This window comes from Kitasatospora sp. NEAU-69, from assembly GCF_057158765.1.
In genome coordinates, this window is record NZ_JBWXUE010000019.1 from 55,645 (window position 1) to 80,692 (window position 25,048).

Below are 25,048 nucleotides of genomic sequence, written 5' to 3' on the forward strand. Positions count from 1 at the left end.
CGCCATGAACACTGGGGGGCCGCAGGCACGGCTCATAGACGGCCGCTTCGAACTGCTCAGACGCCTCGGCGGTGGCGGCATGGGGCTGGTCTGGCTCGCCCGTGACACCGCCCTGCAGCGCGAGGTCGCGATCAAGGAGGTCCGCCCGCTCGACCCCGCGGCGGCCGCGGCGGATCCGCAGGCCGCCCGCGAGATGCGTGAGCGCGTGCTGCGCGAGGCCCAGGCGCTGGCCCGTCTGCAGCATCCGAACGTCGTGACCGTCTATCACATCGTCGACACCGCTGAGCATCCCCATCCCTGGATCGTCATGGAGCTGGTCACCGGCGGCAGCCTGCACGACCGCCTGACGCAGGGCCCGCTCACCGTGCCCGAGGCGGCCCGGATCGGCCGCGGGGTGCTCGCCGCCCTGCGCGCGGCCCACGGCGCCGGCATCCAGCACCGGGACGTGAAGCCCGGCAACGTCCTGCTGCGCACCGACGGCACCCCGGTGCTGACCGACTTCGGCATCGCCGCGATGCACGGCGCAACCGCGCTGACCGCGACCGGCGCGCTCATCGGTTCGCCGGAGTACATCGCCCCCGAGCGCGTCCGCGGCGAGGAGGGCAACGCCTCCTCCGACCTGTGGTCGCTCGGCATGATGCTCTACGTCGCGATCGAGGGACACCACCCGCTGCGCCGCGGCACCGTGCTGGCCACCCTCGCCGCCGTGCTCGACGAGCCGCTGCCACCCCCGCAGCACGCCGGGCCGCTCGCCCCGCTGCTGTCCGCCCTGCTCACCAAGGATCCGGCGCAGCGCCCGGACGCCGACCACCTGGAGCGGGCGCTCGCCGCCGCCGAACTGCCGGGCACCCCATACGTCCTGACCGTCCCGAGCATGCCCCTGCCCCCGCCCGCACCGGCCGGCCGCGCCGCTCCGGGCGCCGCAGCGCCGCCCGCCCCGCCGCGTTCGCGCGCCTTCCCCGAGCCCGCGCTCCGCCGACGGCGGACCCTGATGGGCGTCGTCTACCTCTGCGCGCTCTTCACGGTCGGCTCCGTGCTCTGGCTCCAGCACCGGGCCGTCATCACCGCCACCAGCGGCACCAGCGGCGCCGCGACCACGCCCGCGGTCTCGATCGCGCCCGTCGGCACGCCGCTCGCGGGAGCCTCCGCCACCCCCAGCCGGGCCGGTGCCGGTTCGGGTTCCAGCGCCGGTGCCGGTGCCGGTGCCGATGCCGCGGCGCCCGCCGCAGCACAGAACCTCCTGACACCCGCCGGCATCCGCGCGGTGATCCAGGCGATGGGCCTGTCCGGCAAGGTCATCGACCTGACCGTCTACCCCGACCACGCGAGCGCCCAGGTGCCCACCGCCGCCGACCCGAACGAGTACGACCAGACCATCTACAGCAACGGCGCGGCCATCCGTACGCCCGGCGGCCCCGTCGCACCCAACGCCGTACCGGTCGACCTCCAGGACTACGACTGGGACGCCCTGCCGGCGCTGTTGCAGAAGGCACAGGACACCCTGAACGTGCCGAACCCGACCACGCGCTACATCACGATCACCTATGACGTGTTTGACAGCACGCCGGCCATTCGCGTCTACCTCGCCGACGACTACGACGGCGGCTACCTCGCCGCCGACCCCAAGGGCAAGGTCCTGAAGACCTTCCCCCGCGCCTGAGCAGCCGTCACGCGCGGGTGCGGCGGTCCTCGGCGTCGAACGCCGCCAGCGTGCGGGCGCCGGGTGCGAGGGCACGTGCCAGGGCGTGCAGGGTTTCGTCGTCCAGCCCTCCGAGGGCTTGGGCGAGTTCCTCCGCCACGTCCTGGGCGATCTCCTCCGCCACGGCGTCCGGGGGAGTGCGGGGTCCGAGCTTGCTGACCGCGGCGGCCGCGCGGGTGGGGGTGAGGAGCGCCGATGCCCGGAGCAGCAGCCAGGCGGGGACCCCGGCTGCTCCCTGGAGCGGGGGCAGGTAGGGGCGTGCGCCGTCGAAGCGTGCGTCCTCCGCGAAGGCCTTCTGCTTCACCTTCACCACCGGCCGCAGGTCGGCGCGTGCGGGATCGGCCTCCTGCCATGCGCCGGCCGGCTTCAGGACGTAGCCCTCGGCGAGGTTGTCCGGCAGCTCCGGGAGTCCGAGGAGGGCCGGGACCCTGGTGGGGAAGGCACTGGGCAGCTCCTGAAGCCTGTTCAGAGCGCCGTACCCGAGGGCCGGAACGCAGCGGAGCCCGGCGGTGGTCGCGGCTTCACGGAGCGTACGGTCGGAGATCCACCACCGGCCGTCGGCCCGCTCGACCGAGGCGTCGAACAGTAGCCACTGGAGGCCCGGCGCGTACCACACGCCGGTCTGTACCGGCTCGACTCCGGGAGCGGCGGGAACGCCCGGATGCGGGTAGCAGCCGCCGGCAAGTTCGCCGTAGACCGTCACCACGGCATCGTCGCCCCAGCTGCTGCGCACGGCCGAGGCGAAACGAGCCGCCGCCACCGAGAGCATCGGCCACACCCTGCTCACGCCGAAGAAGCCGTCCAGCGCATCGTCGCCCAGCAGCTCACGCCGCTTCGCCGGACGAACCCCGGAGCCGTCGCAGACCACCGCGAAGTGCGCCCCGTGCACCTTCTCCACCGCGACCCACTCCCGGCTCCCGGAGCCGGCGAGCCGCTGCCTGGCAGGGACCTTGGGATAGGGCCGCCATACGGAACCCGCGTGGGTGGTGTCGGACATGCAGGGATCATCGTCCGGCAAGTCGATGCCGGGCAACCGAGATTCACCGCCTGCTGCGCCCAGGGCCTGTCGTCAAATCCCCTTCGTCGCCCGCAGGGCGGCTTGGCGGCGTCAGGTGCGTTCCCCCAGCCTTCGGCCGGGAGGTGCCCCCATTCGGCGTGCCGGGCACGGGCCCTCGTACTGGACGTACTTGGGCCTGTGCCCGGTGCGGCGAGAGTGCGTGCATGGCGTCGCCGAGCAGAAGGGGGTTTGACGACAGGCCCTAGGGCCCGGACAGGCCCTGGGTCATGCCCTGCCGGTCCCTGTCCGGCGTAGCATCTCGCGCGGTCCGGCTGCCGGGCAGGCACGCTGTGGTTCGTATGCACGGCGTGGTTCGGCTCCTCGGCCGGACGTTCGACTGAGGGACGGATTGCGCATGGGAAGGCAGAGAACTCGCGGCCGTGGGGTTCCGTCCGCCTCGGTGGGCGGCGGAGCCGGCCGGACTGCGGCGGGATCGCGCCGCGTGCTCGGCGGAGCCGCAGCCGTGGTGGCGTGCTGCTTCGCCCTGCTGGCCGGCGCACCTGCGAGCGAGGCCGCAGCGGTGAGCGGGGTGAGCGGGGTGAGCGGGGTGAGCGAGGCGCCCGCGGCGCCCGCGCTGAGCGCGCGATCGGCGGGATCGCCGCGTTTCGAGCCTGGCGCGTGCCCGAGGACCTCGCAGCCGATTCCGGCGCTGGCCGACGCGCGGTGCGGCTCGTTGGTGGTTCGCGAGAACCGCGCCCGGCCTGACGGTCCGACCATCAGACTGGCGGTGGCGATCATCCCGGCCGTGTCCTCGACGCCGGCCCCGGATCCCGTCGTCCACCTGACCGGCGGGCCTGGAAGCGATGCGATCGATGACGCGCAGTTCCTCGTCGACGCCGGGCTGAACCGGGACCGCGACCTGATCATCATGGCCCAGCGGGGGACGCTCCATGCGCAGCCCAACCTCGCCTGTCCGGAGGTGGACCGGTTCTACGCCCGCGCGGTGGGGCTGCGCTACGACGCCGTGTCGACGAAGCGACTGCTGGTCCGCGCGATGGGGGACTGCCGCCGGCGCCTCGCGGCCGGCGGGATCGACCTGAGCGCCTACAACACCTCGCAGAACGCCGCCGACTTCGCCGATCTGCGCACGGCGCTGGGGATCGAGCGGTGGAACGTGTACGGGTACTCCTACGGCACCGACCTCGCGCTCACGTACCTGCGCGAGCATCCCGAGGGGATCCGAACGGTGACGATCGATTCGGTCGTACCCCCGCAGATCGTGAGCCTCCCGTGGACCTGGAGCAGCGCCCAGGAGGGGATCAACGCGATTCTCGGTGCCTGCCGCGACCAGCCGGCCTGCGAGCGCCGGTATCCGGATCTCGCCCGTACCCTGGCGCAGCAGGTGCGCAGGCTGGAGGCCGATCCGCTGACCCTGCGCGCGGCGCCGCCGGGCGGCGGGCAGGCAGTGAAGGTCGTCCTCGACGGTGGCGCGCTGGTGAACCTCCTGGTCGGCAACGCGGTCCCGTCGGCTGACGTGCCAGCTGCGATCGACGAGCTCGCCCACGGCGATCCGCACCGCTTCGCGGCAGCCCGCGCGGCCGGCTCGAACCCCGTCGTCGGCGACTTCGCCTACGGCCTGACGGAGAGCGTGGCGTGCAGCGAGTGGGTGCCGGGGACGTCGGCCGCCGACCTGCTGGCCGCGGGACGTCGGGCGTTCCCGGGATATCCGGACTCGGTCCTCGCCCAGGCGCCGCAACTCCCGTACCAGAGCGAGGTCTGCGAGACGTGGAACGTCCCGGACCGCACGGCCTCCCAGCGCGTGGCGACCCGCAGCAGCGTCCCCACCCTGGTCATCTCCGGCACCTTCGACGCCAAGACCGGGGCGCGCTGGGGACGGTACGCGGCCCGGACGCTTCCCAACGCGACCGTGGTGCGGATTCCCGGAATCGGCCACTGGGTGACCCCGCAGTCGAGCTGCACGCAGCGCGTCCTCGCCTCCTTCCTCGCCGACCCGACCGCCGTCGACACCGAGTGCGTCGCCGGACTCAGGCCGAAGCCGTTCACGATCACGCCCTGACCAGGAGACCGGAATGTTGAGTTCGTCAGTCCGCCGACGTCGCGCGGCCTTGGGGTTACCGGTTCGGCTCGCCGGGGTTGCAGTGGGCGGCATGGTCCTCGCCGGTCTGCTCGGCGCGCCGGCGCACGCGCGGCCGCTCGGGACAACTGCGCTGCCCGCGACGGCAGCTCCGCTCGGGACGGTCGAGCGGACGACCGGATCGGCCACCTTCGTACCCGGACCCTGCCCCCGCACGCCCGACCCGGTCCCCGCGCTGAAGGACGCGCGCTGCGGGACGCTCACCGTGCCCGAGAACCGCGCACAGCACAGCAGACGGACCATCACCCTCGCGGTCGCCATCGTGCCGGCGCTCTCGACCGAGCCGGCACCCGACCCGATCGTGTGGTTTGCCGGCGGTCCCGGTGACGACGCGATCGGTGAGGCGCAGCTGGCCGTCGACGGCGGCCTGAACCGCGATCGCGACGTGGTCTTCATGTCCCAGCGCGGGACCTACACGGCCGATCCGCAGCTCACCTGCCCGGTCATCGACCGCTTCAACGCCCGCGCCGTCGGCCTCGTCTACGACGCGCCGTCCACCGGGCGCCTGCACGTCAAGGCGACCCGAGCGTGCCGGAACGAGCTCGCCGACCGCGGCGTCGACCTGAGCGCCTACAACGGCACCGAGAGCGCCGCCGACTACGCGGACCTGCGGGTCGCGCTGGGCATCCCGCAGTGGAACGTGTACGGGATCTCGTACGGCACCGACCTCGCGCTCATCTACCTGCGCGAGCACCCGGCAGGGATCCGCTCGGTCGGTATCGACGGGATCCTGCCGCCCTCCCTGGCCGGTCCCGCGATGACCTGGAGCAGTGCGAAGCAGGGCTTCGACAGCCTGTTCAGCACCTGCGCCCAACAGCCCGCCTGCGCGCAGCGGTATCCGGATCTGGCGAACACGTTCACCGACCTGGTCCGCAGGCTCGAGGCTGATCCGGTCACCACCTACGTCAAGGTCCCCTCGCGCGACGAGCCGGTCAAGGTCGTGCTGGACGGCGGCACGCTGGTGAACTGGCTGACTTCCGCCACCCACGTGGCCCCGGGCGTGCCCCGCTCCATCGACGAACTCGCCCATGGGAATCCGCAGCGGATCGCCGAGCAGTGGGCAGGCGGGAAGCTCAGTCCGCAGGCGATCGGGAGGATCGGCCACGGGCTCGCCTACGGCGTGTTCTGCAGCGAATGGGTGCCGTACGAGGACCCGTCCGCAGTGCTCCGGGCGGGACGGCGCGCGTTCCCGTCGTTCCCACGGTCCGTTCTCGCGCAGGCGCCGCAGCTGCCGTTCCTGGCGGAGGACTGTCGCGCCTGGGACGTCCCCAAGGCGCCGCCCTCGGTCCGGGACGTCACGCGCAGCGACATCCCGACCCTTGCCATGTCGGCCGGCTTCGACGCCCAGACCGGGGCATCGAACGGGGCCTACGTCGCACGCACGCTGCCCAACGCGACCACCGTCACCATCCCCTACGTCGCACACGTCGCCTTCGCCGCCTCACCGTGCGCCCAGTCCATCGTCGCCTCGTTCTTCGACAACCCCGCTGCCCCGGACACCGGTTGCATCGCCGGCCTGCAACCGCCGCAGTTCGAGATCGGCCCGCCCCCTGCGCCCTGAGACCTCAGCCGGCGCTCGCGCTTGCTCTCCGGAGACGGGACGGGACTGGACCGTGGAGCGCTGTTGCCCGATCGATCAGGAAACGAGAAGCCGGGCGGCGGCGCGGGTCGTAGCGTGAACACGTCGCCGGGAGATCCGGCACCGGTGGCCCACCACCGGCCACCCTCATCAGGAGGACTCATGCCGTACACCGTCGACTTCGTGAACGTGTCCACCGTCGGCCTGGAGTCGTCTCCCGTCGTGGAGGCGCTGGCGGGATTGCGTGCCAACGAGGCGCGCTACTACAAGAACAAGTACGACCACGTCTTCACCGTTCGGCCCGCGAGCGAGGCGCTGGAGGTGATCGACTCGGTGGCCCGCATCCTTTCCGAGGAGCGCGGCATCGTCATCTCCTCCCGCCCGCTCGAGGCGACCTCCTTCGAGGTGGGCGGATTCCGGATGGCTTACGTGTTCTACGAGTCCGGGCTGTCGGTCAACGTGATGTACGGCATCGAGGACGGAGCGAAGCGCGCGGTGGGGTTCAAGCTCTCGCAAGGCATGGACGTGCCCGAGGAGCTGGCGTCGACGTTCAAGTTCGCGCGCCAGAAGTCGAAGCTGGCCGGCGAGATCCGCGGCTCCTACTTCGTGATCAAGGGCGAGTACTGAGCGCGAGGAGCCTGATCATGGCCGATGCCCGTGTCGATATCGACGTCGATATCGATGTCCTCGTGGTCGGGGCGGGTCCGGTAGGCCTCACCGCGGCGGCCGAACTGCGGCGTCACGGCGTCGAGTGCCGGATCGTCGACGCGCTGCCCGCGCCGTTGCCGTACGCCAAGGCGGTCGGCGTCCAGCCGCGCACATTGGAGGTCTGGGACGCGATGGGCCTGGTCCGCGAGGCGCTGGACGAGGCCGTGCCGCTGCTCGGCCAGCTGACCTTCGCCAACGGCAAAGCCGGGCCGCGGCTGGAGCTGCGGCTGCCGTCCGAGGTCCCGTACGGCTTCGCCGCGCTCCCGCAGTACACCACCGAGCGGTTGCTCACCGAGCACCTGGCACGCTTCGGAACGGTGGTGGAGCGCGGGACCAGGCTCGAAAAGGTGGAGCAGCACCCGGACGCGGTCGAGGCCACGCTCGCGAGCGACGGCAGGATCGAGCAGGTGCGCGCTTGGTACCTCGTGGGCTGCGACGGTGCGCACAGTGTGGTCCGCAAGGCTGCCGGGCTCACCTTCGAGGGTGATGCCTCTCCCGAGCAGTACATGCTCGGGGACGTCGAGGTCGACTGGGAGCTGCCCGCCGGCTACGCCGTACGGTCGACCCACCTGGACGAGAACGGCGCGGTGGACGATCTGCTCGTCTGCATCCCCCTGCCGGGGGAGCGCCGGTACCGGATGTCCATGGTGGTCCCACCGGAACTGACCCTCGGTCAGGACGCCGACGCCGACGCGGGCTCCGGAGACGGAGTGGCGCACGGGCTGAGGAGCGGCCGCGGACCGGACCTGGCGCAGATCCAGGCCGTGCTCGACCGCCTGTCCCCGGAGCCCACGACCGCCTCCACCCTGCGGTGGTCGTCCACCTTCCGGATCAGCCACCGGCTGGTGGACCGCTACCGCAACGGCCGCCTCTTCGTCGCCGGGGACGCCGCGCACATCCACCCGCCCACCGGCGCCCAGGGCATGAACACCGGGGTCCAGGACGCCTACAACCTCGCCTGGAAGCTGGCCCTGACGGTCCGGGGCGTCGCCGCCGCCGACCTGCTCGACAGCTACGACGCCGAACGCCACCCGGTGGGCGAGGAGGTCGTCGGCCGCACGGTCCGCCACGCCCGCGCCGGATTCGAGGCCGACAGCACGGACACGCTCCTGCTGCGCGAGGCCCAACTGCTCGTGGGCTACCGGGACAGCCCGCTGGTCGAACCGGTGACCTCGGCGGGCCGGGCAACGGACGGCCCCGGCGCTGGCTCCGGCCCTGGCCCCGGCCCCGCTCCGGGAGAGCGGGCACCGGACTGCCGCGGCCTGGTCCGCGACCTCGCCGAATACCCCCAACGGCTCTTCGACCTGCTCCGCAGCCCCAGGCACACGCTCCTGCTGTACGCAGGGCCGGACCACGCCTCCGGCGCCGGCGCCGAACGGCTCCAGGACTGCGCCGCCGCAGCCGACCGCGCCGCTCACGGCCTGCTCGACGCCTACCTGCTGCTCGCCGCCGGCGTCCCCGACGACGCGCGCCCACCGGGGCTGCGCCCGCCCCGCGTCCAGGACGGCGCCGGCGCCTTCGCGGACGCCTACGCCCCACGCGACGGCGAGGTCTTCCTGATCCGCCCGGACGGCTACCTCGCGGGCCGGATCCACCCGGCCGACCCGGAACGACTGACGGCACTCCTGCGCCGCACCTTCGCCTGAGGCCGCACGATCACACGTCGCCGTCCGCCGTCCGTCGTCCCGCTGTCCGTGGCTGATCCGGCGACGGTGCTCGCCGGCCGGTGGCGTCAGCCGCGTTCCTGCTCGCTCGCGTCATCGATGGCTGCGGCCCGGGCGCGGCGGCGGCCCAGCAAGGTGCAGCCCACCGTCACCAGCCCGATGGCGACGACCCTGGCGGCCTGGTAGTAGCCGGACGCCAGCTCCTCCGGGGTGCCGGGCAGCCGGAAAGAGACCCACACGGCCGCGACTCCCCCGAAGACGATCAGGGCGACGGCCCCCCACGTCCCGAGCCCCGTCCACCAGGCTCCGTAACCCGGCTGTTCGGCCGGCTCGACGTCGCTGTCGGCCATGGTCTGTCCTCCTGGGTGTGTGATGTGGCTCAGCTGGTGAAGTCGGCGGTGACGCCGATCGAGTCGGTGCCGCCGGCGGGCTCGGCCCAGGTGTTCCAGCTGTGGGTGTTGTAGTCGCCGTCAATTTCGATCAAGCGGTTGCTGCTGGTGATCGCGAAGATGTGGTTCACGTCGGTCACGCTGGATGTGGCGCTGGAGACGCGCGTGAGGCCGGTGGTGCCGGTGGCGCCACTGAAGGGTGACCAGCCGGCCCAGCTCCCGTGGTCGTAGTCGCCCTCGTTGTTGTAGAGGATGCCGTCCGTTCCCACGGCGTCGAGGTGGACGGTGTCACCCCAGGCCGCGGCGGAGACGTCCTGGGAGGAGAGGGGAGTGGCGGCCGGGCTCAGGCCACCCCACACGCCGTGGGCGTAGTCCGCGTCCAGCTCTTGCAGTTGGTTGCCGGCATCGACCACGAAGATGTGGTTCACGTTGTTGGCGGTCGACGCACTGGTCACCCGCTTCAGGTTGGTGCCCCCGTGCGAGTGCCAGCCCGTGAAGCCTCCGCTCGGGTACGTCTCGTCGTCGTTGTACAACTGCCCGTCGGTTCCGATGGCGGCCAGGTGGACCATGCTGCCCGAAGACGATGCGGAGATCGAGGTGAAGGTGGCGCTGCCCGCGGGCTGGAACCAGGCGGACCACTGGCCGGTGCCGTAGTCGGCGTCCCTCTCGTACACCTGGTTGTCGCTGCCCAACGCGAAGATCCGGCTGGTCGAGCCGGCCGGAGCACTGGTGACCTGCTTGATGCCGCCGGCGGACAGGCCGCTCCAGCCGCTCCACTGTCCCGCCGAGTAGTCACCCTCGGTGTCGCGCAGGCAACCGTCCGGTGTGACGTCCACCAGATGCACCGTGTTCGGGTGCGTCGAGGGGGACGGGGTGGCGGCGGTGCAGCCGGCCGCGGCCGTGAGGGCGTTGACGATCTGCTGGGCGTCCGGCGCCTGCGCGTAGCAGTCGGTGGGGAAGGGGTAGTTCTGCACCACGGCGCAGACGTCGCCGACGTGGACCGTCTGCCACAGGTTGTTCGGGTAGGTCGTGAGCATGGCGTTCAGGAAGGCGCCGGTGGACCACGCGGGGTCAAGTCGCTGCGCCTGCGTGCCGACCCCGTCCGCCTGCTGGTAGAGGCCCGCGCTGCTGCCGTTCACCAGGGCCGGGTCCAGCCTGGACGCCGTGATCGCGGTGTCCAGGGCGATCACGGCGGCCGTCGTGGGCAGCCCCTGGGCTTGCGTTGTGGCGAGGATGGTCCGTGCGCAGGAGACGCGGTCGGCGGTCATCGCACCGGCGAGGGCGCCGGTGAGGGTGTGGCTGAGCTGGGCGGCGAGCATGCTGTCGGCGGTGGTCACCGTGCCGCAGGGGGCATCGGGATAGCCGGTGGCGGCGTGGGCGGGGGCGGTGGTGATGCCGAGAGCCGTGGCGAGCGCGAGGGCGGATATGGCACACCGGAGCTGTCTGGACACGATGATGACCCCCTGTTGTCAGCATGACGAAGTGCCTGGTCAGGACGAGTACCTGACCATAACTCAGTGATCATATGAAGACCGGACGTTCGATTGGGGTTGAACCCTCGAACAGGAGGAGTACGACACCGGACGGTCACTGGTCACCGGTCACTGGTCACCGGTCGTTCCTACGCTCCGGCCTGCTGGTAGAGCGTCACCAGGAGGCCGTGCACCGGCTCGCCCTCCGGGTCCTCCTCCGTCTCGTTGACCAGTGCGGCCAGTGCCTTGGCGAGCCGCGCTGCCTTGGCCGGGCTGAGCCGGAGGTGGCGCAGTGCCAGCAGGTGGTCGGTGGGTGAGCGGTCCAACTCCTGGGCGATGGCGCCGAACAGCGCGGCCGTCCCCTCGGCCTGCGGTTCGGCGACGAGGAGCCGTTCGGCGGTGCGCCGGTAGTACTTCTCGGTGCCGCCGCGCACCCGGCGCGTTCCGGCCTCCTGGACCAGCCCTGCCTCGCCCAGCACTCTGAGGTGGTGGGAGACGCTGCCCTTGTTCACTCCCAGCTGCGCGGCGAGCCGGCTGATCGTCGACGGCCGGCCGCTCAGGGCGAAGAGCAGGCGCTGGCGCAGGGGGTGGGCGAGTGCGCTGTGCTGCAGCGGCGTGCTGATCCGCTGGACGTCTTCGTCCGGTTGGTGGCTCACCAGATCAAGCGTTAAGTACGGTTGACGCTTTGGCAAGCCGCTGGTCTACTCCCTCCCATGACCTCCACCACATCGCTACCTGCCTTGGACACCGCTGCTGTCGTCGAGTCGATCGCCGACCTGGTCGGCGAGAACTACGTCTTCCCCGATGCCGCCCGCCAACTGGCCTCCCTGGTGCGGCGCCGGAGTGCCGAGGGCTCCTACCGAACCGAATCCGCCCAGGAGTTGGCCGACGCCGTCACCGCGGACCTGCGGTCCGTCAACGGCGACCTGCACCTGGGCCTCAAGTACCACGCCGTGCCGGTGCCGCCGGAACAGGGCGCGGCGGCACTCGCCGCGATGCGACGGGAGTTCGACGCCTCCCTGGGCGGTGTTCCGCGCGTGGAACTCCTCGACGGCGGCGTCGCGGTCCTGGAGATCGCACCCAAGATGTTCCCGCTGGACTGGGCGGCGCAGCCGCTGGCCGCAGCGCTCTCACTGGTGGCCCCCGCCCGCGCCCTCATCCTGGACCTGCGCCGCAACACCGGTGGCGACCCGAACACGGTGGCCTTCATCTGCGGCTACCTGCTCGACGGCCGCACCCACCTCAACACCATGCTCTCGCGGCAGGGAGAGGTGGCCGAGCAGTCCTGGACGCCCCCGTTCGTGCCCGGTGCCCGCTTCGGCGGCAGCAAGCCGCTCTCCGTGCTGACCAGCGCGAACACCTTCTCCGCCGGCGAGGAGCTCGCCTACGACCTGCAGCAGCTCGGCCGCGCCGCCGTCATCGGCGAGGCCACCCGGGGCGGCGCGCACCCCCGCGAGGGCTGGACCGTGCACCCGCACCTGGAGCTCAGCGTGCCCGTCGCCCGCGCGGTCAACCCGGTCTCCGGCACCAACTGGGAGGGCACCGGCGTCCGCCCCGACGTGCCGTGCGACGCCGCCGCGGCGCTCGACCGCGCGCTGGCCCTGGCCGTGGCGCGCCTGGCCTAGCCCGGCGTCTCCGCTCACAGCTCCCTGAAGTGGACCAGCACCCGCCCAGGGTTCTTCGGGTCCAACTCGCTTCGCAGGTACAGCTTGCGGATGTGCTTCTGGTTCAGAAACGCCAGCACCCGCCGCATCAGCTGTCCTGAGCCCTTCCCGGGGATGATCTCGGCAACAGGGTCGCCCGACTGGGCGGCAGCGAAGAGGAACTGGCGCATGGCCAGCTCGATGTCGCGGTTGTTCCGAAAGATCGGGTGTAGGTCGAGGCTACGCATCCGCCATCACCCTCGCCGGTTCGGCCGCACAAGGCGGCACCATGCCTGGGCCACCTCGGCGGCGGCCGGCGAGCGCGTTCGGGGGATTCTCGTCGGTGATCACCGCCGTACCCTAACCGGCCCCGCTGACGCATCGGAGGTCGAGCGCCGCAATGTGCTGCCGGTGGCTCCTCGGGCTGAGGTTCACTGGGAAGCGCACCACACCGGGCGCTCGTCGGCCGAGCTCTGGTCCAGCCTCGCGGGTAACCCTTGTTCTTGAGTGACCATTCAAGTATGTTCTCCCCATGCCGAGACCGCGCGAGTTCGAGCCCGACACCGTCCTCAATCAGGCGATGCTGCGGTTCTGGGAGCGCGGGTACCGGGCCACGTCCATCGAGGATCTGGTGAAGGCGACCGGGGTGAAGCCCGGGAGCATCTACAGCGCCTTTCCGGGGGGCAAGCACGCGCTGTTCGTGAAGTCCCTGGAGCGTTACTCGAAGCTGGTCGTCCCGCAGAAGCTTGGTGAACTCGAGGCGGCCGGCGCTTCGCTGCCCGAGGTCCGGGCCTACTTCGACGGGCTGGTGCGGGATCTGCTCGGTCCCGAGGGGCGGCAGGGTTGCCTGCTGGTCAACACCGCGATCGAGAAGGCCGCGGAGGACGACGAGGCGGCGGCGGTCGTACGCGGGCACCTCGCCCGGCTCGAGCGCTGCATGACGCACGCGCTGGAGAACGCCGTCCGGCGCGGCGAGGTGCGTGCCTCGCTCGACGCGGCGGGCAGTGCGAAGCTGCTGGTCGCGACCTGCCAGGGGCTGATGGTCGTGGGGAAGGCGAACCCCGACGGGGCGGTGCTGCGGGCGATCGTCGACAACGCCTTCATTGCGCTCGCCTGACGATACGTCAGGTTCGGTAGAGGGTAGGGAAAGCGGGCCACCGTGCGCGGTGGCCCTTTCGTCGGGCCAATACTTGAATGACTACTCAAGAACGAGATCGGAAGTCGACCATGAAGGCCATCGTCATCTCCGCCCACGGCGGCCCCGAGGTGCTCACCGCCGCCGAACTGCCCGACCCGGTCGCCGCGCAGGGCGAAGTCCTCATCCGGGTCAAGGCGTTCGGCCTCAACCATGCCGAGGCGTACATGCGCAGCGGAGCCTGGGGCGAGGTGGCGGCGGTGCCCGGGATCGAGTGCGTCGGCCTGGTCGAGGATGATCCGTCCGGTCAACTCCCGTCCGGGGCGGTGGTTGTGGCGATCCTCGGCGGCATGGGCCGGACCCGCAACGGCAGTTATGCGGAACTGGTGACGGTGCCGGCCACCAACGTCGTGGCCGTCCGCTCGCGGCTGCCCTGGGCCGAGCTGGCCGCGGTGCCCGAGGTGTATGCCACGGCCTGGAGCGCCCTGCACGGCAACCTCGCGCTACGGGCAGGCGAGACGGTCCTGGTGCGGGGAGCGACCTCCTCGCTGGGGCAGGCCGCCGTCAATCTCGCGGCCCAGCACGGTGCGAGCGTGATCGCCACCACCCGCAACCCGGCGCACGCGGACCTGCTCAAGGAGATCGGTGCGGGCGACGTGCTGATCGACGACGGCCACCTGGCAGTCGAGGCCCGGCGACGCGGCCTGGAGGTCGACGCGCTGCTCGACGTGGTCGGCAACAGCGTGCTGCGCGACTCGCTGGCCGTGGTCCGCCCGCGCGGGCGCGTCTGCCAGGTCGGCTTCCTCGGCGGGTTCGCCCCGGTCGCGGACTTCGACCCGATCGCCGACCTGCCCAGCGGCGTCCAGCTGAGCTTCTTCGGCAGCGCCTTCGTCCTCGGGACCGCGGCCTTCCCACTCGCCGACGTGCCACTGGACGCGATCTACGCCCAGGTCGGGGCCGGCGTGCTGAAGGCGCGGCCCACCCGGATCTTCGGCTTCGACGAGGTCGTCGAAGCCCACCGGGTCATGGAAGCCGGCCGGGCACTCGGCAAGATGGTCGTCGCGTTCGGCTGACCCCGGCACCGGCGCCGGGTGCGGCGCGATCACACGGGCGTGGCTCGCGCGTTGGCCGCGACCGGGCCGAGCTCTCGTTCGCCGATCCGGGACAGCAGGACGTCGTTGGGGGCTCCGATGATCGGCAGAGCCAGCGCGTCGCGGTAGTGCCGTCCCAGGCCTTGGTCGGCAGCGGCGTACCCGGCCCCGCCGCAGAGCGTGGCTGCCTCCCGCACCACGTCCAGGAGGGTTGCGGTGCAGAAGACCTTGGCCACCGCGGCGGTCATCGGCGCGTCGGGCATCTCGGGCCACGGCCCGTCCGCAGCGGGCCGCGGATCGAGCAGGGCGAGCCAGACCGTCCGCATCACCGCGACCTTGGCCGCCAGCTCGCCCGTCCGCAGGCGGATGGCGCCCTGGACGTCGGCCGGCCGGTGGGCCAGGCCGTCGCGCACGAAGCGCACGGCGTGTTCGAGGACGGCGTCGGCCGAGCCCACGGCCCGGGCCGTGTAGCTGGTCACGTCGTGGGCGAGCAGCGAGGCGGTCAGGTCGTGCTCCCAGCCGCCGAGCACGTCCTCCTCGGGGTCGAACTCGTAGTCGTCGAACGTGATTTCGGCGAGCGAGACGCCGAGCATGCCGGGCCTGGGCAGCTCCGGTCCGACTGTCACCCCGGGGCGGGTCGGGTCCACGAGGACGCCCACGGTGGCGTTGTCGCCACGGGCGATCGCCAGCACCCGGTCGGCGTTGCGCGCGTTGGTCACCCAGCTTTTGCGTCCGTTGAGCAGGGCGATCAGGCCGCGCCGGGTGGCGCGGGTGTGCAACTGGGCCGGGTGGCCGATGCCCTGCTCGTGGTAGGCGCGGGCGAAGACGCTCTCGCCCCGGGCCATCGCGCCGAGCCACCGTTCGCGCTGCTGTGGGGTGCCGTGCTCCGCGACCTGCCGGCACAGCTTGAGGTGGGTGCCGACCAGACCGGCCAACGGCTGCCAGCCGCGGCCCAGTTCGTATCCGATGAGGGCGATGTCGCGTCGGCTCCAGTCGCCTCCGCCGTACTGCGTCGGCACGGCCGCCCCGAAGGCGCCCAACTGGGCCAGTCGTCGCACCAGGGGCAGGGGGTAGCGGTCCTCCGGATGGGCGGCCAGGTAGGGGCCGATCTCCTGCCGCGCGAACTGCGCGATCCGGTCCAGGCCCGTGTCGTCCATGCGTCGCACGCTCACTTCCGCTCCGAGGCCGCCCGGATACCGACCTGAATTCCGCCCCCATGGTGAAGGCGGAACCAGCCGACGAGGTGTCCGCCGGGCCAACGGTCACTCGTGCAGGTGAGTTTCGGGTGTCGGATGCCGAGGCGAGGTGGGACCGCCGGTTAAATGGACCGCGACGACCGGGGTGCGCCCCGGGAACGTCGGCGGCGCAGGACCACCGCGAGCGTGCCGGACCACGACACAGGATCAGGCCGTGGAGATCTTCACACAGGACGACGTCGTGCGGCGGTACGCCGCGCACCTGTCGGCCGACCCCGAGCGGATCCGCCGGGCGAGCCTCCAGGAGAGCGGACGCATCGTCCAGCTACCACCCCAGGGCGGCGTTCTCGTCGACGTGCTGGACCTGTCGACGGGCAACACCACCGGCACCTTCAAGTCCTGGCTGGTCTGCCTGGCCGTCTCCCGCTGCCTGGGGCAGGAGCAGCCGCTCGTCCTCGCCCAGAGTTCGGGGAACACCGCCAACGCCCTGGCCGCCTACGCCGCCCACGTCGGCCTGCGCGCGGTGATCCTCCACCCGCCGGCCTCCCGCCGCCGCATCGTGCCCCGGCTCGCCGAGTCGGACGCCGTGCAGTTCGTCGAGGTCGACGCACCCGAGCGCCGGATCAAGGCCATCCTGGCGGCCTGCGCCGAGACCCTGGGCGTCCCGGTCACGCCTGCCCCGACCGACCAGGACGAGGCGAACAAGCTGCGCGCCTACCTTCTGCGCGACGCTGCACACGAGCTGGGCCGGCAGTGGGACTGGCACGTCCAGGCCCTGTCCAGCGGATACGGGCCACTCGGCTACTACGCCGGGCTGCGCGAGCTCCAGCGCACGCAGCCCGTCCACGTGCCCCGATTCCTCGGCGTCCAGCAGCAGGCGGTCGCCCCGTTCGTCCGGGCCCTGGACGGGCACTCCGGCGAGGTCGGCGAGGGCGGCGAGGTCCCGGTGCTCGAACCCACACTGTTCCGGCAGACCCTCACCGAGGACCTCGTGCGGCGCATGCGGGAGTTGTGCGCCTACAGCCGCGGCACCGTGCGCGCCCTCACCAACAGCCGCTACCTCCAACTGGAACCGCATGCCATCGCCCTGCTCCAGGACGCCGGCGTCGCCGTCGGCCTCGACCCCGACGGCACACCCCGCGAGCGTGCCGGCCTCTACGCCCTGGCCGGCACACTCGCCGCCGTCGAACAGGGCCTGATCCGCCCCGGCGAACGCGCCCTGACCGTCTACACCGGCGGCGCCGCCCCCGCCCCCACCGGCACCTACCAGCCCCACTGGCACGCCCACCAGGACGAGGCCCGCGAGGTCGTCGCCCACGCGGTCGCCAAGCTTTCGTCACCACTGTCACTCCCGGAGCGACCACGGGTGACACGGCCATGATCTGCGCACCGCTCGTCGGCTCGGACGCCGGGCGAGTACGTGACGAGGGGGTCCGGGGGACCGGGGAGTGGTTCGGATTCCGTGGCTAGCCGTCGGTGCTCCAGACGGGTGCCGTGCGTCGGTGCCGTGCGGGCGGTTCGCCGGACCGCTGTGCGTTGGCTCCGGCGGCCGGCAGGACGATCTCGAAGCAACAACCGCCGCTGACGTTGCGCACGCCGGCTCGCCCGGCATGTGCCTCCACGATTCCCCGGACGATCGCCAGGCCCAGCCCCAGGCCGGCACCGGCGCCGAAGTGCGGGCCGGCCACCGCGCCGCCGGTGTTCAGGACGCCGGCGGAACGGGAGGATCCCGCAGTTCGGCTACCGCCGCCCCGCCATCCGGTGTCGAACACCTTGGCCAGTTCCTGCTCCGGTATGCCGCCGCACTCGTCGGTGACGGAGAGCACCACGCCGCATGCCTCCTGATGGGCGGCGACCGCCACCACGCCTTCGGCCGGGGTGTGCCGGATGGCGTTGGTCAGCAGGTTGGCCAACACCCTTGCGATCTGCCGGTCGTCCACGTGGACGGGGGCCGGTTCGACGTGCACGTCCCGTAGCTGCACGCCGCGCTCGCGGGCGAGGGGGGCTGCGCCGGCGATGGCGTCGCCGACCAGGTCGTCAATCGAGACCCGGGAGGGCGAGAGGTCCAAAGTGCTGCTCCGGAGGCCGGAGAGCTCGACAAGGTCGTCGACCATGCGGGTGAGGCGGTGCACTTCGGTGCGTATCTGGCCGTAGTAGCGATGCGGGTCCTCGGCGACTCCGTCCTCCAGCGCCTCGGCCATCGCGCGAAGCCCGGCCAGCGGCGCGCGCAGGTCGTGCGAGAGCCACGAGATGAGCTCACGCCGGGACGATTCCACGGTCTGGTCCCGTCGGCGGGCCTCGGCCACTCGTGCCTCGTCGGTGCCGACCCGCGCGGGCCTGCCTTCCGACGGTGCGGCGCGTTTGATGGAAACGGCCTTGCGCGCGGCGTGGTCGAGGCTCACGGTCGTCGTCCGTTCACGGGTCGGGGTCTGGGTGCTGGTCCGAGCGGATTCAGGGCGTTACGTGATCGCTGATGCGGTCCCCGACGTCATGTCAGACCCGGTGCCGGACAAGGCAGGCCGCTACGTCGGGAGCAGCGATCCTACGGGCGGCGCGACGCCCGGGCCCCCGAGCACAGAATCCGTTAAGGAAGCCCTAAACCCCAGCTCACCGCCCGTGGACCCGGCCGACGAGTCCGCTACGGTGTGCGCCATGACGTCCGTCCTCGTCGTCGAAGACGACCCCACGATCCGAACGTCCTTGATAGAGATCCTCACCACGCACGGACTTCTGGTGCGCAGTTCTCCCGACGGGTTCGGCGCCCTGCGGGAGATCACCCAGCGGCCACCGGATGCGGTGGTGCTCGATCTGGGCCTGCCCGACCTGGACGGCGCCGACGCCCTGCGGATGATCCGTGGCCTGTCCCAGGTCCCTGTGGTGGTGGCCACCGCCCGCGACGACGATCGGGAGATCATCAAGCTGCTCAACGCGGGCGCCGACGACTACCTGGTCAAGCCGTTCTCGGGCGGTCAGCTCGTCGCCCGGCTGGCGGCGGTGCTGCGCCGCAGCGCGGCCCGCACCGGAGCCCCCGAGGCGGGCGACGTCAGCGCGTTGGGCAGCGGCAACACGCCGTTGGTCACCGGCGAGCTGCGGATCGACCCGATGGCGCGAACCGTTCATCTCGCCGACCGGGAGCTGAGGTTGACCCGCCGTGAGTTCGACCTGCTGGCGTTCCTGGCCCGCAACCGCGGTCGCGTCATCTCCAAGCGCGAGCTCCTCGACGAGGTGTGGCGCGAGCCGTACGTGGACGAGCAGACGGTCGACGTGCACCTGTCCTGCCTGCGCCGCAAGTTGGGCGAACGAGCCTCCCTGCCCCGCTACCTGCACACCGTCCGCGGCGTCGGAGTGAAGCTGGTGTCCCCGCAGTGAGAGCCACCCTGGCCATGGTCGCGCTGGTGGCGACCTCGATGGTGGCTGTGTCCTTCCTGGTTCCGCTCGCCCTGCTGCTGCGCACGCAGGTGCACACCCTCCACGACCGCCGACGTGATCGGTCGCAGGAGCCGGTCAGGGCCGAGAGGCCCCACCGCACGACCCCCTGAACACCGCTTGAGGTCCCGCTCACCCGGTCCGTCCGTCGTCCTCGGGTCAACGCAGGCTTAGGTGTTGATGAGCTGCTCCTGTGCTGCGGGATTCCCGTCGCGCGACGACCCTACGATCGGTTTCGGCATCCTGGGCACCGAACTGGCCATCGCGGTCGGATACTCGGTGTGGCTGCAGCAGCGCCTGGGCTACGCGAAATGGCTGAGGTTCCACCAACTCGGCTACCTCGCATTCGGGTTGATCTGGCTGCACGTCTTCACCGTTCATCCGGAGCCGCGCCACGTCAACGCCGTCGCGATCGGGGTCGCGGCAGGCGCCCTGGCCTGCCTGCTGGCCTTCCTGATCCGGGCACTCCCTTCCACCTCCAGGCTCCGCCAAGAGAGGCCGTGAGATGGCCACAGGCCGCCGCGCCCGGGGCAGGCGGCCTGGTTCGTGCTCGCCCGCGTGGTCCGCTGATCCGGCGGACATCCGGTGGACATCCGGCGGCTCAGCACAACCTTATGGCTTGGTTAGCGACTCCCGCCGGCCCGGACTTTCGCCCCGAGGCAACCCTACGATCCGTCAAAAGCCCTGCCAGGGGCTCTTCTCAAGCGATGTGGACTCCACCCGATGACGATCCCGGCCAATTGGTCGAACGAAGCATGGTGCCCGCAGGACGAGCAGCGTCAGCAGGCACAACGGCCGCCGCAGACCTTCCAGGCCCAGGAGCCATGGCCTGCCCAGGAACCTTGGGCCGCGCAGGAACCGTGGGCCGTGCAGCAGACCGCACAGCAGTGGGAGCGGTGGCAGCCGCAGGGCGTGCTCGACGCCTGCCAGCCCGCGCCCGCCGCCATCCCTCCCGCCGGGCCGTCGCCCTGGTGGGCCGAGTCCCACCACGAGGTCGGCCCGGTTCCCATGTACCCGGTCCCCGCGTACGAGACGCCCATGTACCCGATGCCCGCGTACGAACCCGGGGCAGCCCCCGAACCCGCACCCGAAGCCCACCTCGGCCTTGAGCCCGGTCTCGGCATCGGCGTCGGCTTCGGGCTTGACCCCGCCCCCGAGCCCGAAGCCGGGGCGGACATGGAGCGCTGGCTGGACTACACCCCCGAGGAGTTCCTCCCCAAGCTCGTCGACGAGGACGAGCCGGTGAAGGTCAGCGTGGACAACAACCGCTGCCACATCTACGGCATCTGCCAGCAGGAGGCACCCGAGGTCTTCCGGATCTCCGAGGGCGGTTCGCTGCACTACACCGGTACCGTGCCGGCGAAGTTCGCGGCCCAGGCCCGCCAAGCTGTCCGCTGCTGCCCGATGCAGGCCATCGCCATCCGCGGCGGTTCGCGGCCCGGCCCGGCGCGCCGTTCGCGCGGCGCCGCGGCGAGCCGGGGCGGCTACCGGCGGGACGGCTACCGGCGGATCGTGGTCGCCGGGGGCGGCCTGGCCGGACTCAGTGCCGCGAGCCGACTGCGCGAGCGGGGTTTCGACGGCGAACTGGTCCTGGTCGGTGAGGAGGCGCGCCGGCCCTACAGCCGACCGCCGCTGTCCAAGCAGTTCCTGGCCGGCGAGCTGGGCGAGGACGATCTCACCTTCCGGGCCGACGAGTCCCTGGACGCGCACTGGCTGCTCGGCACCCACCTGCTCGCGCTGGACACCGGGAAGAAGACCCTGAAGCTCCGCGGCGGCGAACGGCTCCCCTACGACGGGCTGGTGATCGCCACCGGCGTCGACGCCAGGCGGCTGCCCGAGACTCCCGTCGTCAGCGACCGGGTCCGCACGGTCCGCACCATAGCCGACGCGGTCGCCGTCCAGCAGGCCATGCAGGAGGCGCACGCTCACCACGTGGTGATCCTCGGTGGCGGCTTCGTCGGCTGCGAACTCGCCTGCACCGCCCGGGAACACGGCATGGACGTGACCCTGGTCGTGCACAGCGCGCCGCTGCTGCGCCGGGTTCTGGGCGGCAAGCTCGGCGAGGTGGTCGGGCGCATCCAAGCCCGGGCCGGGGTCGACGTCCGGCTCAGCACACGGATCAGCGAGTGGACCGACACCGGCGCCGGACTGTGCCTGCGGCTGGACGACGGCGAGGTGATCGACGCCGACTTCGTCGTGCTGGGACTGGGCAGCGTGCCCCGGACCGAGTGGCTGGACGGCAGCGGACTGGACATCTCCGACGGCGTGCTCTGCGACGAGACCTGCCACGCCGTGGACGTGACCGGCCGGCCGATCCCCGGCGTGGTGGCGGCGGGCGATGTGGCTCGATGGCCCAACGCGCGGTTCGACACCACGCCCCGGCGGGTGGAACACCTGATCCACGCGGTCGAGATGGGCCAGCATGCCGCCGACGCCCTGCTCCAGGGCCCCGCTCAGGCCGCGATATTCACCCCGGTCCCGCGATTCTGGTCCGAGCAGCACGGTAGGCGTCTGCAGGCGGTCGGGATGCCCGCACTGGGAGACCGGATGGAGATCGTCGAAGGGTCGCTGCGCTCCGAGAACTTCGTGGCCGCCTATCACCGCGACACCCCGCGGGGCAGCCAGCTGGTGGCCGCCGTCGCGTTCGACATGCCCAGCCAACTGCTCGGCTACCGCGACCGGATCGGCCGCATCGAGCGCCCCGGCCGCATCGAGCGCCCCGACCGCACCCGTCCGCCGGCGCGGCCCTCGGCACCGGCCGCCATGAGGCGCCGATGAGCCGGCGACGGGCCCGTCGTGGCCGCAGCTCCTCCCGCTCGCGGTCCCGGCGGACCGGCAGCCTGCTGCACCATCTGCTCAGCCGGCCCGCCCGGAGGAACGTCCGCTGGCGCTTCATCGCCACTGTCATGGTCGTCGCGACGGGCCTCTACCTGCAGGCCATGCTGACCGCGCCGCCGATGCCGCCAAGCAAGGCGCCCGCGCCCGTGTCCGGCGGCAGCAGCGTGGCGCCGCAGCCTGCGGGCGACCAGAACGACTGAGGACCACGTCGACGGCACCGAGCCGACCGAACAACTTCGAGAAAGCGATCCCCATGTCCGAGAACACGGCCGCCGAAGCGCGGCAGTCCACCCCCTCCCGCCGTGCCATGCTCTGCGGCACCGCCGGCATCGGCGGCGCCGCGGCGCTGGCCCTGTGCGGCTGTTCGTCGTCCGCGTCAGACGGATCCGGCTCGACGGGTGCCGGCGACGCCCCCGATCCCACCACCGCCATGGGCGCCGGCGGCGTTCCCACGGCCGGCTCCGCCGCCGCCGGCTCTCCCTCGCCCGGCAGTGCTGCCGCCAACGGTACGGCCGACCCGTCGATGTCCGGCGGCCCCACCGTGCTCGGCAAGGCGATGGACGTCCCGGTCGGCGGTGGCGCTGTCTTCTCCGCCGCCAAGGTGGTCGTCACCCAGGCGACCGCGGGGCAGTACAAGGCGTTCAGCGCGGTCTGTACGCACAAGGGCTGCACTGTCTCCAGCGTCTCCGACGGAGTCATCAAGTGCCCCTGCCACGGCAGCACCTTCAAGATTGCCGACGGCTCTGTCGCCGGGGGACCGGCCATGTCCGGGCTGCCCACGGTCGCGGTCAGGGTCGACGGCGGAAACCTGGTCCTGGGCGACTGACCCGCCCCCACGGCAACCCCGGCCTACCGTCGGCCTGTCGGGAGGCCTCCCGCTCCTCCCCGGACGGCCTCCTACGATCGATCACATCGGCGTCCGCTCCGCTCCATGTCGAGAGCCCGAACTCCTCCTGCGGTCTCGAAGCTGACGTCTGCGCGCCTTTGAGCACCCGTCAGCGACCGGCCGCCGCCTTCATGGACGTGTCCCACCGTCATGACACCTTCTGCAGAGGATCTCCCGTGTCCCCAGCATCAACCCGCCATCGCTCCCGTGCCCGAAGCCGTCGGGTGACCACGCTCAGCCTCGGTCTCGCCGGCGTCATAACCGCGGGCGTCGCCCTGCTCGGCGTGTCCTTCGCCGCCACCACGCCGCCGGCCGTCCCGCCGGCCCAGCCCAACCCGAACTGCACCCTGCGGGTTCCGGCCAACCCGCTCACCGCCCAGGGCCTGGCCACGCCCTACAGGTTGACGGCCACCGATCCGGCCCAAGGCGCCTGCCACGAGTCGAACGCCAACCAGTCGGCCTTCGTCCAGGCCACCGTGATCGACCCGGCCACCGGAACCATCTCGGTCTACAATCCGCTGGTCATCGACAAGGGGAGCACCCCGGCGGCCGCCCCCGTCGTGCCGACCCTGCCGGCCGACGCCGTGGTCGGCATCTGGTTCGGCTACAACGGCAACACGCTCGCCCTGGCCGGCCAGACCGCCGCCGGAAGCTGCGTGGGCGGCGTTCAGGGTGGCCAGCCGTTCGGCCAGTTCGCCTACTGCAACGCCCCCGCCTTCTTCACCGCGGCCAACACCGCCGAAGGCGCCGGCAGGCTCACCGTCCCGCCCCTGGGCACCGGCAAGGACGGCCGACCCTGCCTGACCACCCGCGACTTCGGCCTGGTCGACCAGGACCAGAGTGACAACGTCACCACCGAGTACCTGGCCACCACGCAGGGCACGATCGCCCAGAGGACGGCGCAGAACGCCGCCGCCCTCGGAGGCGGCGCGATGATGCAGCCGGCCGCGCTGCTGAACGGCAGCGACAACCTGCTGCTCGACAACTTCGAGGACCCGGCTCTGGGCTGCACCCCGTGGCGGGCCCCGGACCTCGCCGACCCCGGCAGCATGGTCACCTCGCTCGCACTCAACGAACTGCAGGCGGCCAAGTTCCAGGCGGCCCCCATCGCCGTCGTCCCGCTCAACGACCCGATGGTCACCGAGAACAACCAGCAGAGCCCGAACAAGACCAACCTCTACCGCGCCGGCGTCGACCAGCCCGCGCTCGGTGCCACCGCCAACGGCGACCCGGCCGCCTACTGCATCAGCCTCGCCACGGTCGGCGCTCAACGCATCAACCTGGACAGGCCGTTCACCTCCGTGGCCGCCTCCCCGCAGGACGGGCAGACCCTCTTCGACTTCCTCACCCAGCGCCTCGCGGCCTCGCTCGGCAACCTCGGCTGCCAGCAGGCCGGCTCGACGGCCACCGCCACACCGACGGCATCGGCATCGGCATCGGCCACCGTGATGCCGACCGGGACGCCGACGTCCGCCGTGATGCCGACCGGCGTCCCCAGCACCACCACGGGCCCCACTGCGGGCCCCACTGCGATGCCGACTGCGATGCCCACTGTGACGTCCACCGGGATACGGACCGCGATCCCCACTTCAAGCGCCGCTCCCACCACCGGCTCCAGCCCCAAGCCGCCGGCCGGCGGCTGCACCCCGGCCCAACTGCTGGCCGACCCCGGCTTCGAGGCCGGCACCGTCTCGCCCTGGCAGGCCAGTCAGTTCGTGATCGACAACTCCGGTGGGGAGGCGCCCCACTCCGGCACCTGGGACGCCTGGTTGGACGGCTACCTCACCCCTCACACCGACACCGTCTCACAGCGGGTGACCATCCCGGCAGGCTGCAAGGCGAGTCTCGGTTTCTGGCTGCACGTCAACAGCGCCCACCCGAAGAGCACCGCCGATACCCTGACCGTGGCGGCCGACTCGACCACCCTGGCGACCTACTCCGACCGGGACTCGGCCAACGGCTACAAGCGGAAGACCCTGGACCTCTCGGCCTTCGCCGGCCAGACGGTGACGCTCACCTTCACCGGTGTCGAGGCCGCCGGCTCCTCGCGGGTCAGCTTCGTGCTCGACGACACCGCGCTCAACGTCTCCTGAGCGCTGCCACCCGCAGGTCCGTGGTGTCCCGGCTGTGCCCGCGGCGCAGCGGCAACCGCTGTGAACCCCGGTGCGAA

22 protein-coding genes and 1 pseudogene are annotated in these 25,048 nt (G+C 71.8%); 16 read left to right on the forward strand and 7 right to left on the reverse strand.

Annotated elements, in window-relative coordinates:
* Positions 1-4 precede the first annotated feature (4 nt).
* A complete protein-coding gene (locus tag AC060L_RS21995) occupies positions 5-1,660 on the forward strand; it encodes a serine/threonine-protein kinase (protein ID WP_483800559.1) in 1,656 nt (551 codons plus the stop codon).
* A gap of 7 nt (positions 1,661-1,667) precedes the next feature.
* Here AC060L_RS21995 and AC060L_RS22000 read toward each other — a convergent pair whose 3' ends face one another.
* A complete protein-coding gene (locus AC060L_RS22000; protein ID WP_483800560.1) occupies positions 1,668-2,696 on the reverse strand; it encodes an RNA ligase family protein in 1,029 nt (342 codons plus the stop codon).
* An 805-nt stretch (positions 2,697-3,501) separates the two neighbouring features.
* Between AC060L_RS22000 and AC060L_RS22005 the strand changes: the two genes are divergently transcribed.
* The 4 genes from AC060L_RS22005 to AC060L_RS22020 all read left to right on the forward strand — a co-directional run bounded on the left by AC060L_RS22005 (position 3,502) and on the right by AC060L_RS22020 (position 8,784).
* The gene (locus AC060L_RS22005) at positions 3,502-4,773 is read left to right on the forward strand and encodes an alpha/beta fold hydrolase (protein ID WP_483800561.1); all 1,272 of its coding nucleotides are present in this window, start codon (positions 3,502-3,504) and stop codon (positions 4,771-4,773) included.
* A 91-nt stretch (positions 4,774-4,864) separates the two neighbouring features.
* Positions 4,865-6,412, forward strand: coding sequence for an alpha/beta fold hydrolase (locus AC060L_RS22010; RefSeq protein WP_483800562.1), 1,548 nt, complete (start codon positions 4,865-4,867; stop codon positions 6,410-6,412).
* A gap of 180 nt (positions 6,413-6,592) precedes the next feature.
* The gene (locus AC060L_RS22015) at positions 6,593-7,057 is read left to right on the forward strand and encodes a hypothetical protein (protein WP_483800563.1); all 465 of its coding nucleotides are present in this window, start codon (positions 6,593-6,595) and stop codon (positions 7,055-7,057) included.
* Positions 7,058-7,074: 17 nt separating this feature from the next.
* Positions 7,075-8,784: an FAD-dependent monooxygenase gene (locus AC060L_RS22020; RefSeq protein ID WP_483800564.1), complete on the forward strand. Its 1,710-nt coding sequence runs from the start codon at positions 7,075-7,077 to the stop codon at positions 8,782-8,784.
* Positions 8,785-8,870: 86 nt separating this feature from the next.
* Here AC060L_RS22020 and AC060L_RS22025 read toward each other — a convergent pair whose 3' ends face one another.
* From AC060L_RS22025 to AC060L_RS22035, 3 genes are all read right to left on the reverse strand, one after another.
* A complete protein-coding gene (locus AC060L_RS22025) occupies positions 8,871-9,152 on the reverse strand; it encodes a hypothetical protein (protein ID WP_483800565.1) in 282 nt (93 codons plus the stop codon).
* Between the two features lie 29 nt (positions 9,153-9,181).
* On the reverse strand, positions 9,182-10,642 hold the full coding sequence (locus tag AC060L_RS22030; protein ID WP_483800566.1) for an outer membrane protein assembly factor BamB family protein: 1,461 nt from the start codon (positions 10,640-10,642) through the stop codon (positions 9,182-9,184).
* A 170-nt stretch (positions 10,643-10,812) separates the two neighbouring features.
* Positions 10,813-11,319, reverse strand: a complete 507-nt coding sequence (locus tag AC060L_RS22035) for an ArsR/SmtB family transcription factor (protein ID WP_483800567.1) — start codon at positions 11,317-11,319, stop codon at positions 10,813-10,815.
* A gap of 57 nt (positions 11,320-11,376) precedes the next feature.
* On the opposite strand from AC060L_RS22035, the gene AC060L_RS22040 reads away from it, so the two are divergent.
* Positions 11,377-12,288 carry a S41 family peptidase gene (locus AC060L_RS22040; RefSeq protein ID WP_483800568.1) on the forward strand — a complete coding sequence of 304 codons (912 nt, stop codon included), beginning with the start codon at positions 11,377-11,379 and terminating at the stop codon, positions 12,286-12,288.
* Positions 12,289-12,302: 14 nt separating this feature from the next.
* Here AC060L_RS22040 and AC060L_RS22045 read toward each other — a convergent pair whose 3' ends face one another.
* Positions 12,303-12,554 carry a Smr/MutS family protein gene (locus AC060L_RS22045; RefSeq protein WP_483800569.1) on the reverse strand — a complete coding sequence of 84 codons (252 nt, stop codon included), beginning with the start codon at positions 12,552-12,554 and terminating at the stop codon, positions 12,303-12,305.
* Between the two features lie 284 nt (positions 12,555-12,838).
* Between AC060L_RS22045 and AC060L_RS22050 the strand changes: the two genes are divergently transcribed.
* Together AC060L_RS22050 and AC060L_RS22055 are read left to right on the forward strand one after the other, a co-directional pair.
* On the forward strand, positions 12,839-13,423 hold the full coding sequence (locus AC060L_RS22050; protein WP_483800570.1) for a TetR/AcrR family transcriptional regulator: 585 nt from the start codon (positions 12,839-12,841) through the stop codon (positions 13,421-13,423).
* Positions 13,424-13,533: 110 nt separating this feature from the next.
* A complete protein-coding gene (locus tag AC060L_RS22055) occupies positions 13,534-14,514 on the forward strand; it encodes a zinc-binding dehydrogenase (protein ID WP_483800571.1) in 981 nt (326 codons plus the stop codon).
* A gap of 29 nt (positions 14,515-14,543) precedes the next feature.
* On the opposite strand, the gene AC060L_RS22060 is transcribed toward AC060L_RS22055, so the two are convergent.
* Complete coding sequence (locus AC060L_RS22060; protein WP_483800572.1) at positions 14,544-15,689, reverse strand: acyl-CoA dehydrogenase family protein; 1,146 nt, start codon at positions 15,687-15,689, stop codon at positions 14,544-14,546.
* Positions 15,690-15,942: 253 nt separating this feature from the next.
* Between AC060L_RS22060 and AC060L_RS22065 the strand changes: the two genes are divergently transcribed.
* Positions 15,943-17,109, forward strand: coding sequence for a pyridoxal-phosphate dependent enzyme (locus AC060L_RS22065; protein ID WP_483800573.1), 1,167 nt, complete (start codon positions 15,943-15,945; stop codon positions 17,107-17,109).
* Between the two features lie 157 nt (positions 17,110-17,266).
* Here the strand turns inward: AC060L_RS22065 and AC060L_RS22070 are convergent.
* Positions 17,267-18,040: pseudogene (locus tag AC060L_RS22070) on the reverse strand (sensor histidine kinase); the annotation flags it as partial.
* A 340-nt stretch (positions 18,041-18,380) separates the two neighbouring features.
* On the opposite strand from AC060L_RS22070, the gene AC060L_RS22075 reads away from it, so the two are divergent.
* The 7 genes from AC060L_RS22075 (at position 18,381) to AC060L_RS22105 (ending at position 24,971) form a co-directional block, all read left to right on the forward strand.
* Positions 18,381-19,097, forward strand: a complete 717-nt coding sequence (locus AC060L_RS22075) for a response regulator transcription factor (RefSeq protein WP_483800574.1) — start codon at positions 18,381-18,383, stop codon at positions 19,095-19,097.
* Positions 19,094-19,267 carry a hypothetical protein gene (locus AC060L_RS22080; RefSeq protein ID WP_483800575.1) on the forward strand — a complete coding sequence of 58 codons (174 nt, stop codon included), beginning with the start codon at positions 19,094-19,096 and terminating at the stop codon, positions 19,265-19,267. The genes AC060L_RS22075 and AC060L_RS22080 overlap by 4 nt, the downstream gene beginning before the upstream one ends.
* A 64-nt stretch (positions 19,268-19,331) precedes the next feature.
* Positions 19,332-19,658, forward strand: a complete 327-nt coding sequence (locus AC060L_RS22085; protein WP_483800576.1) for a hypothetical protein — start codon at positions 19,332-19,334, stop codon at positions 19,656-19,658.
* Between the two features lie 219 nt (positions 19,659-19,877).
* Entirely contained in the window at positions 19,878-21,932 is a 2,055-nt protein-coding gene (locus AC060L_RS22090; protein WP_483800577.1) for an FAD-dependent oxidoreductase, read from the forward strand.
* Positions 21,929-22,192 carry a hypothetical protein gene (locus tag AC060L_RS22095; RefSeq protein WP_483800578.1) on the forward strand — a complete coding sequence of 88 codons (264 nt, stop codon included), beginning with the start codon at positions 21,929-21,931 and terminating at the stop codon, positions 22,190-22,192. The genes AC060L_RS22090 and AC060L_RS22095 overlap by 4 nt, the downstream gene beginning before the upstream one ends.
* A 53-nt stretch (positions 22,193-22,245) precedes the next feature.
* Complete coding sequence (locus AC060L_RS22100) at positions 22,246-22,818, forward strand: Rieske (2Fe-2S) protein (RefSeq protein WP_483800579.1); 573 nt, start codon at positions 22,246-22,248, stop codon at positions 22,816-22,818.
* A gap of 284 nt (positions 22,819-23,102) precedes the next feature.
* Positions 23,103-24,971: a hypothetical protein gene (locus tag AC060L_RS22105; protein ID WP_483800580.1), complete on the forward strand. Its 1,869-nt coding sequence runs from the start codon at positions 23,103-23,105 to the stop codon at positions 24,969-24,971.
* The last annotated feature ends 77 nt before the right edge of the window (positions 24,972-25,048 follow it).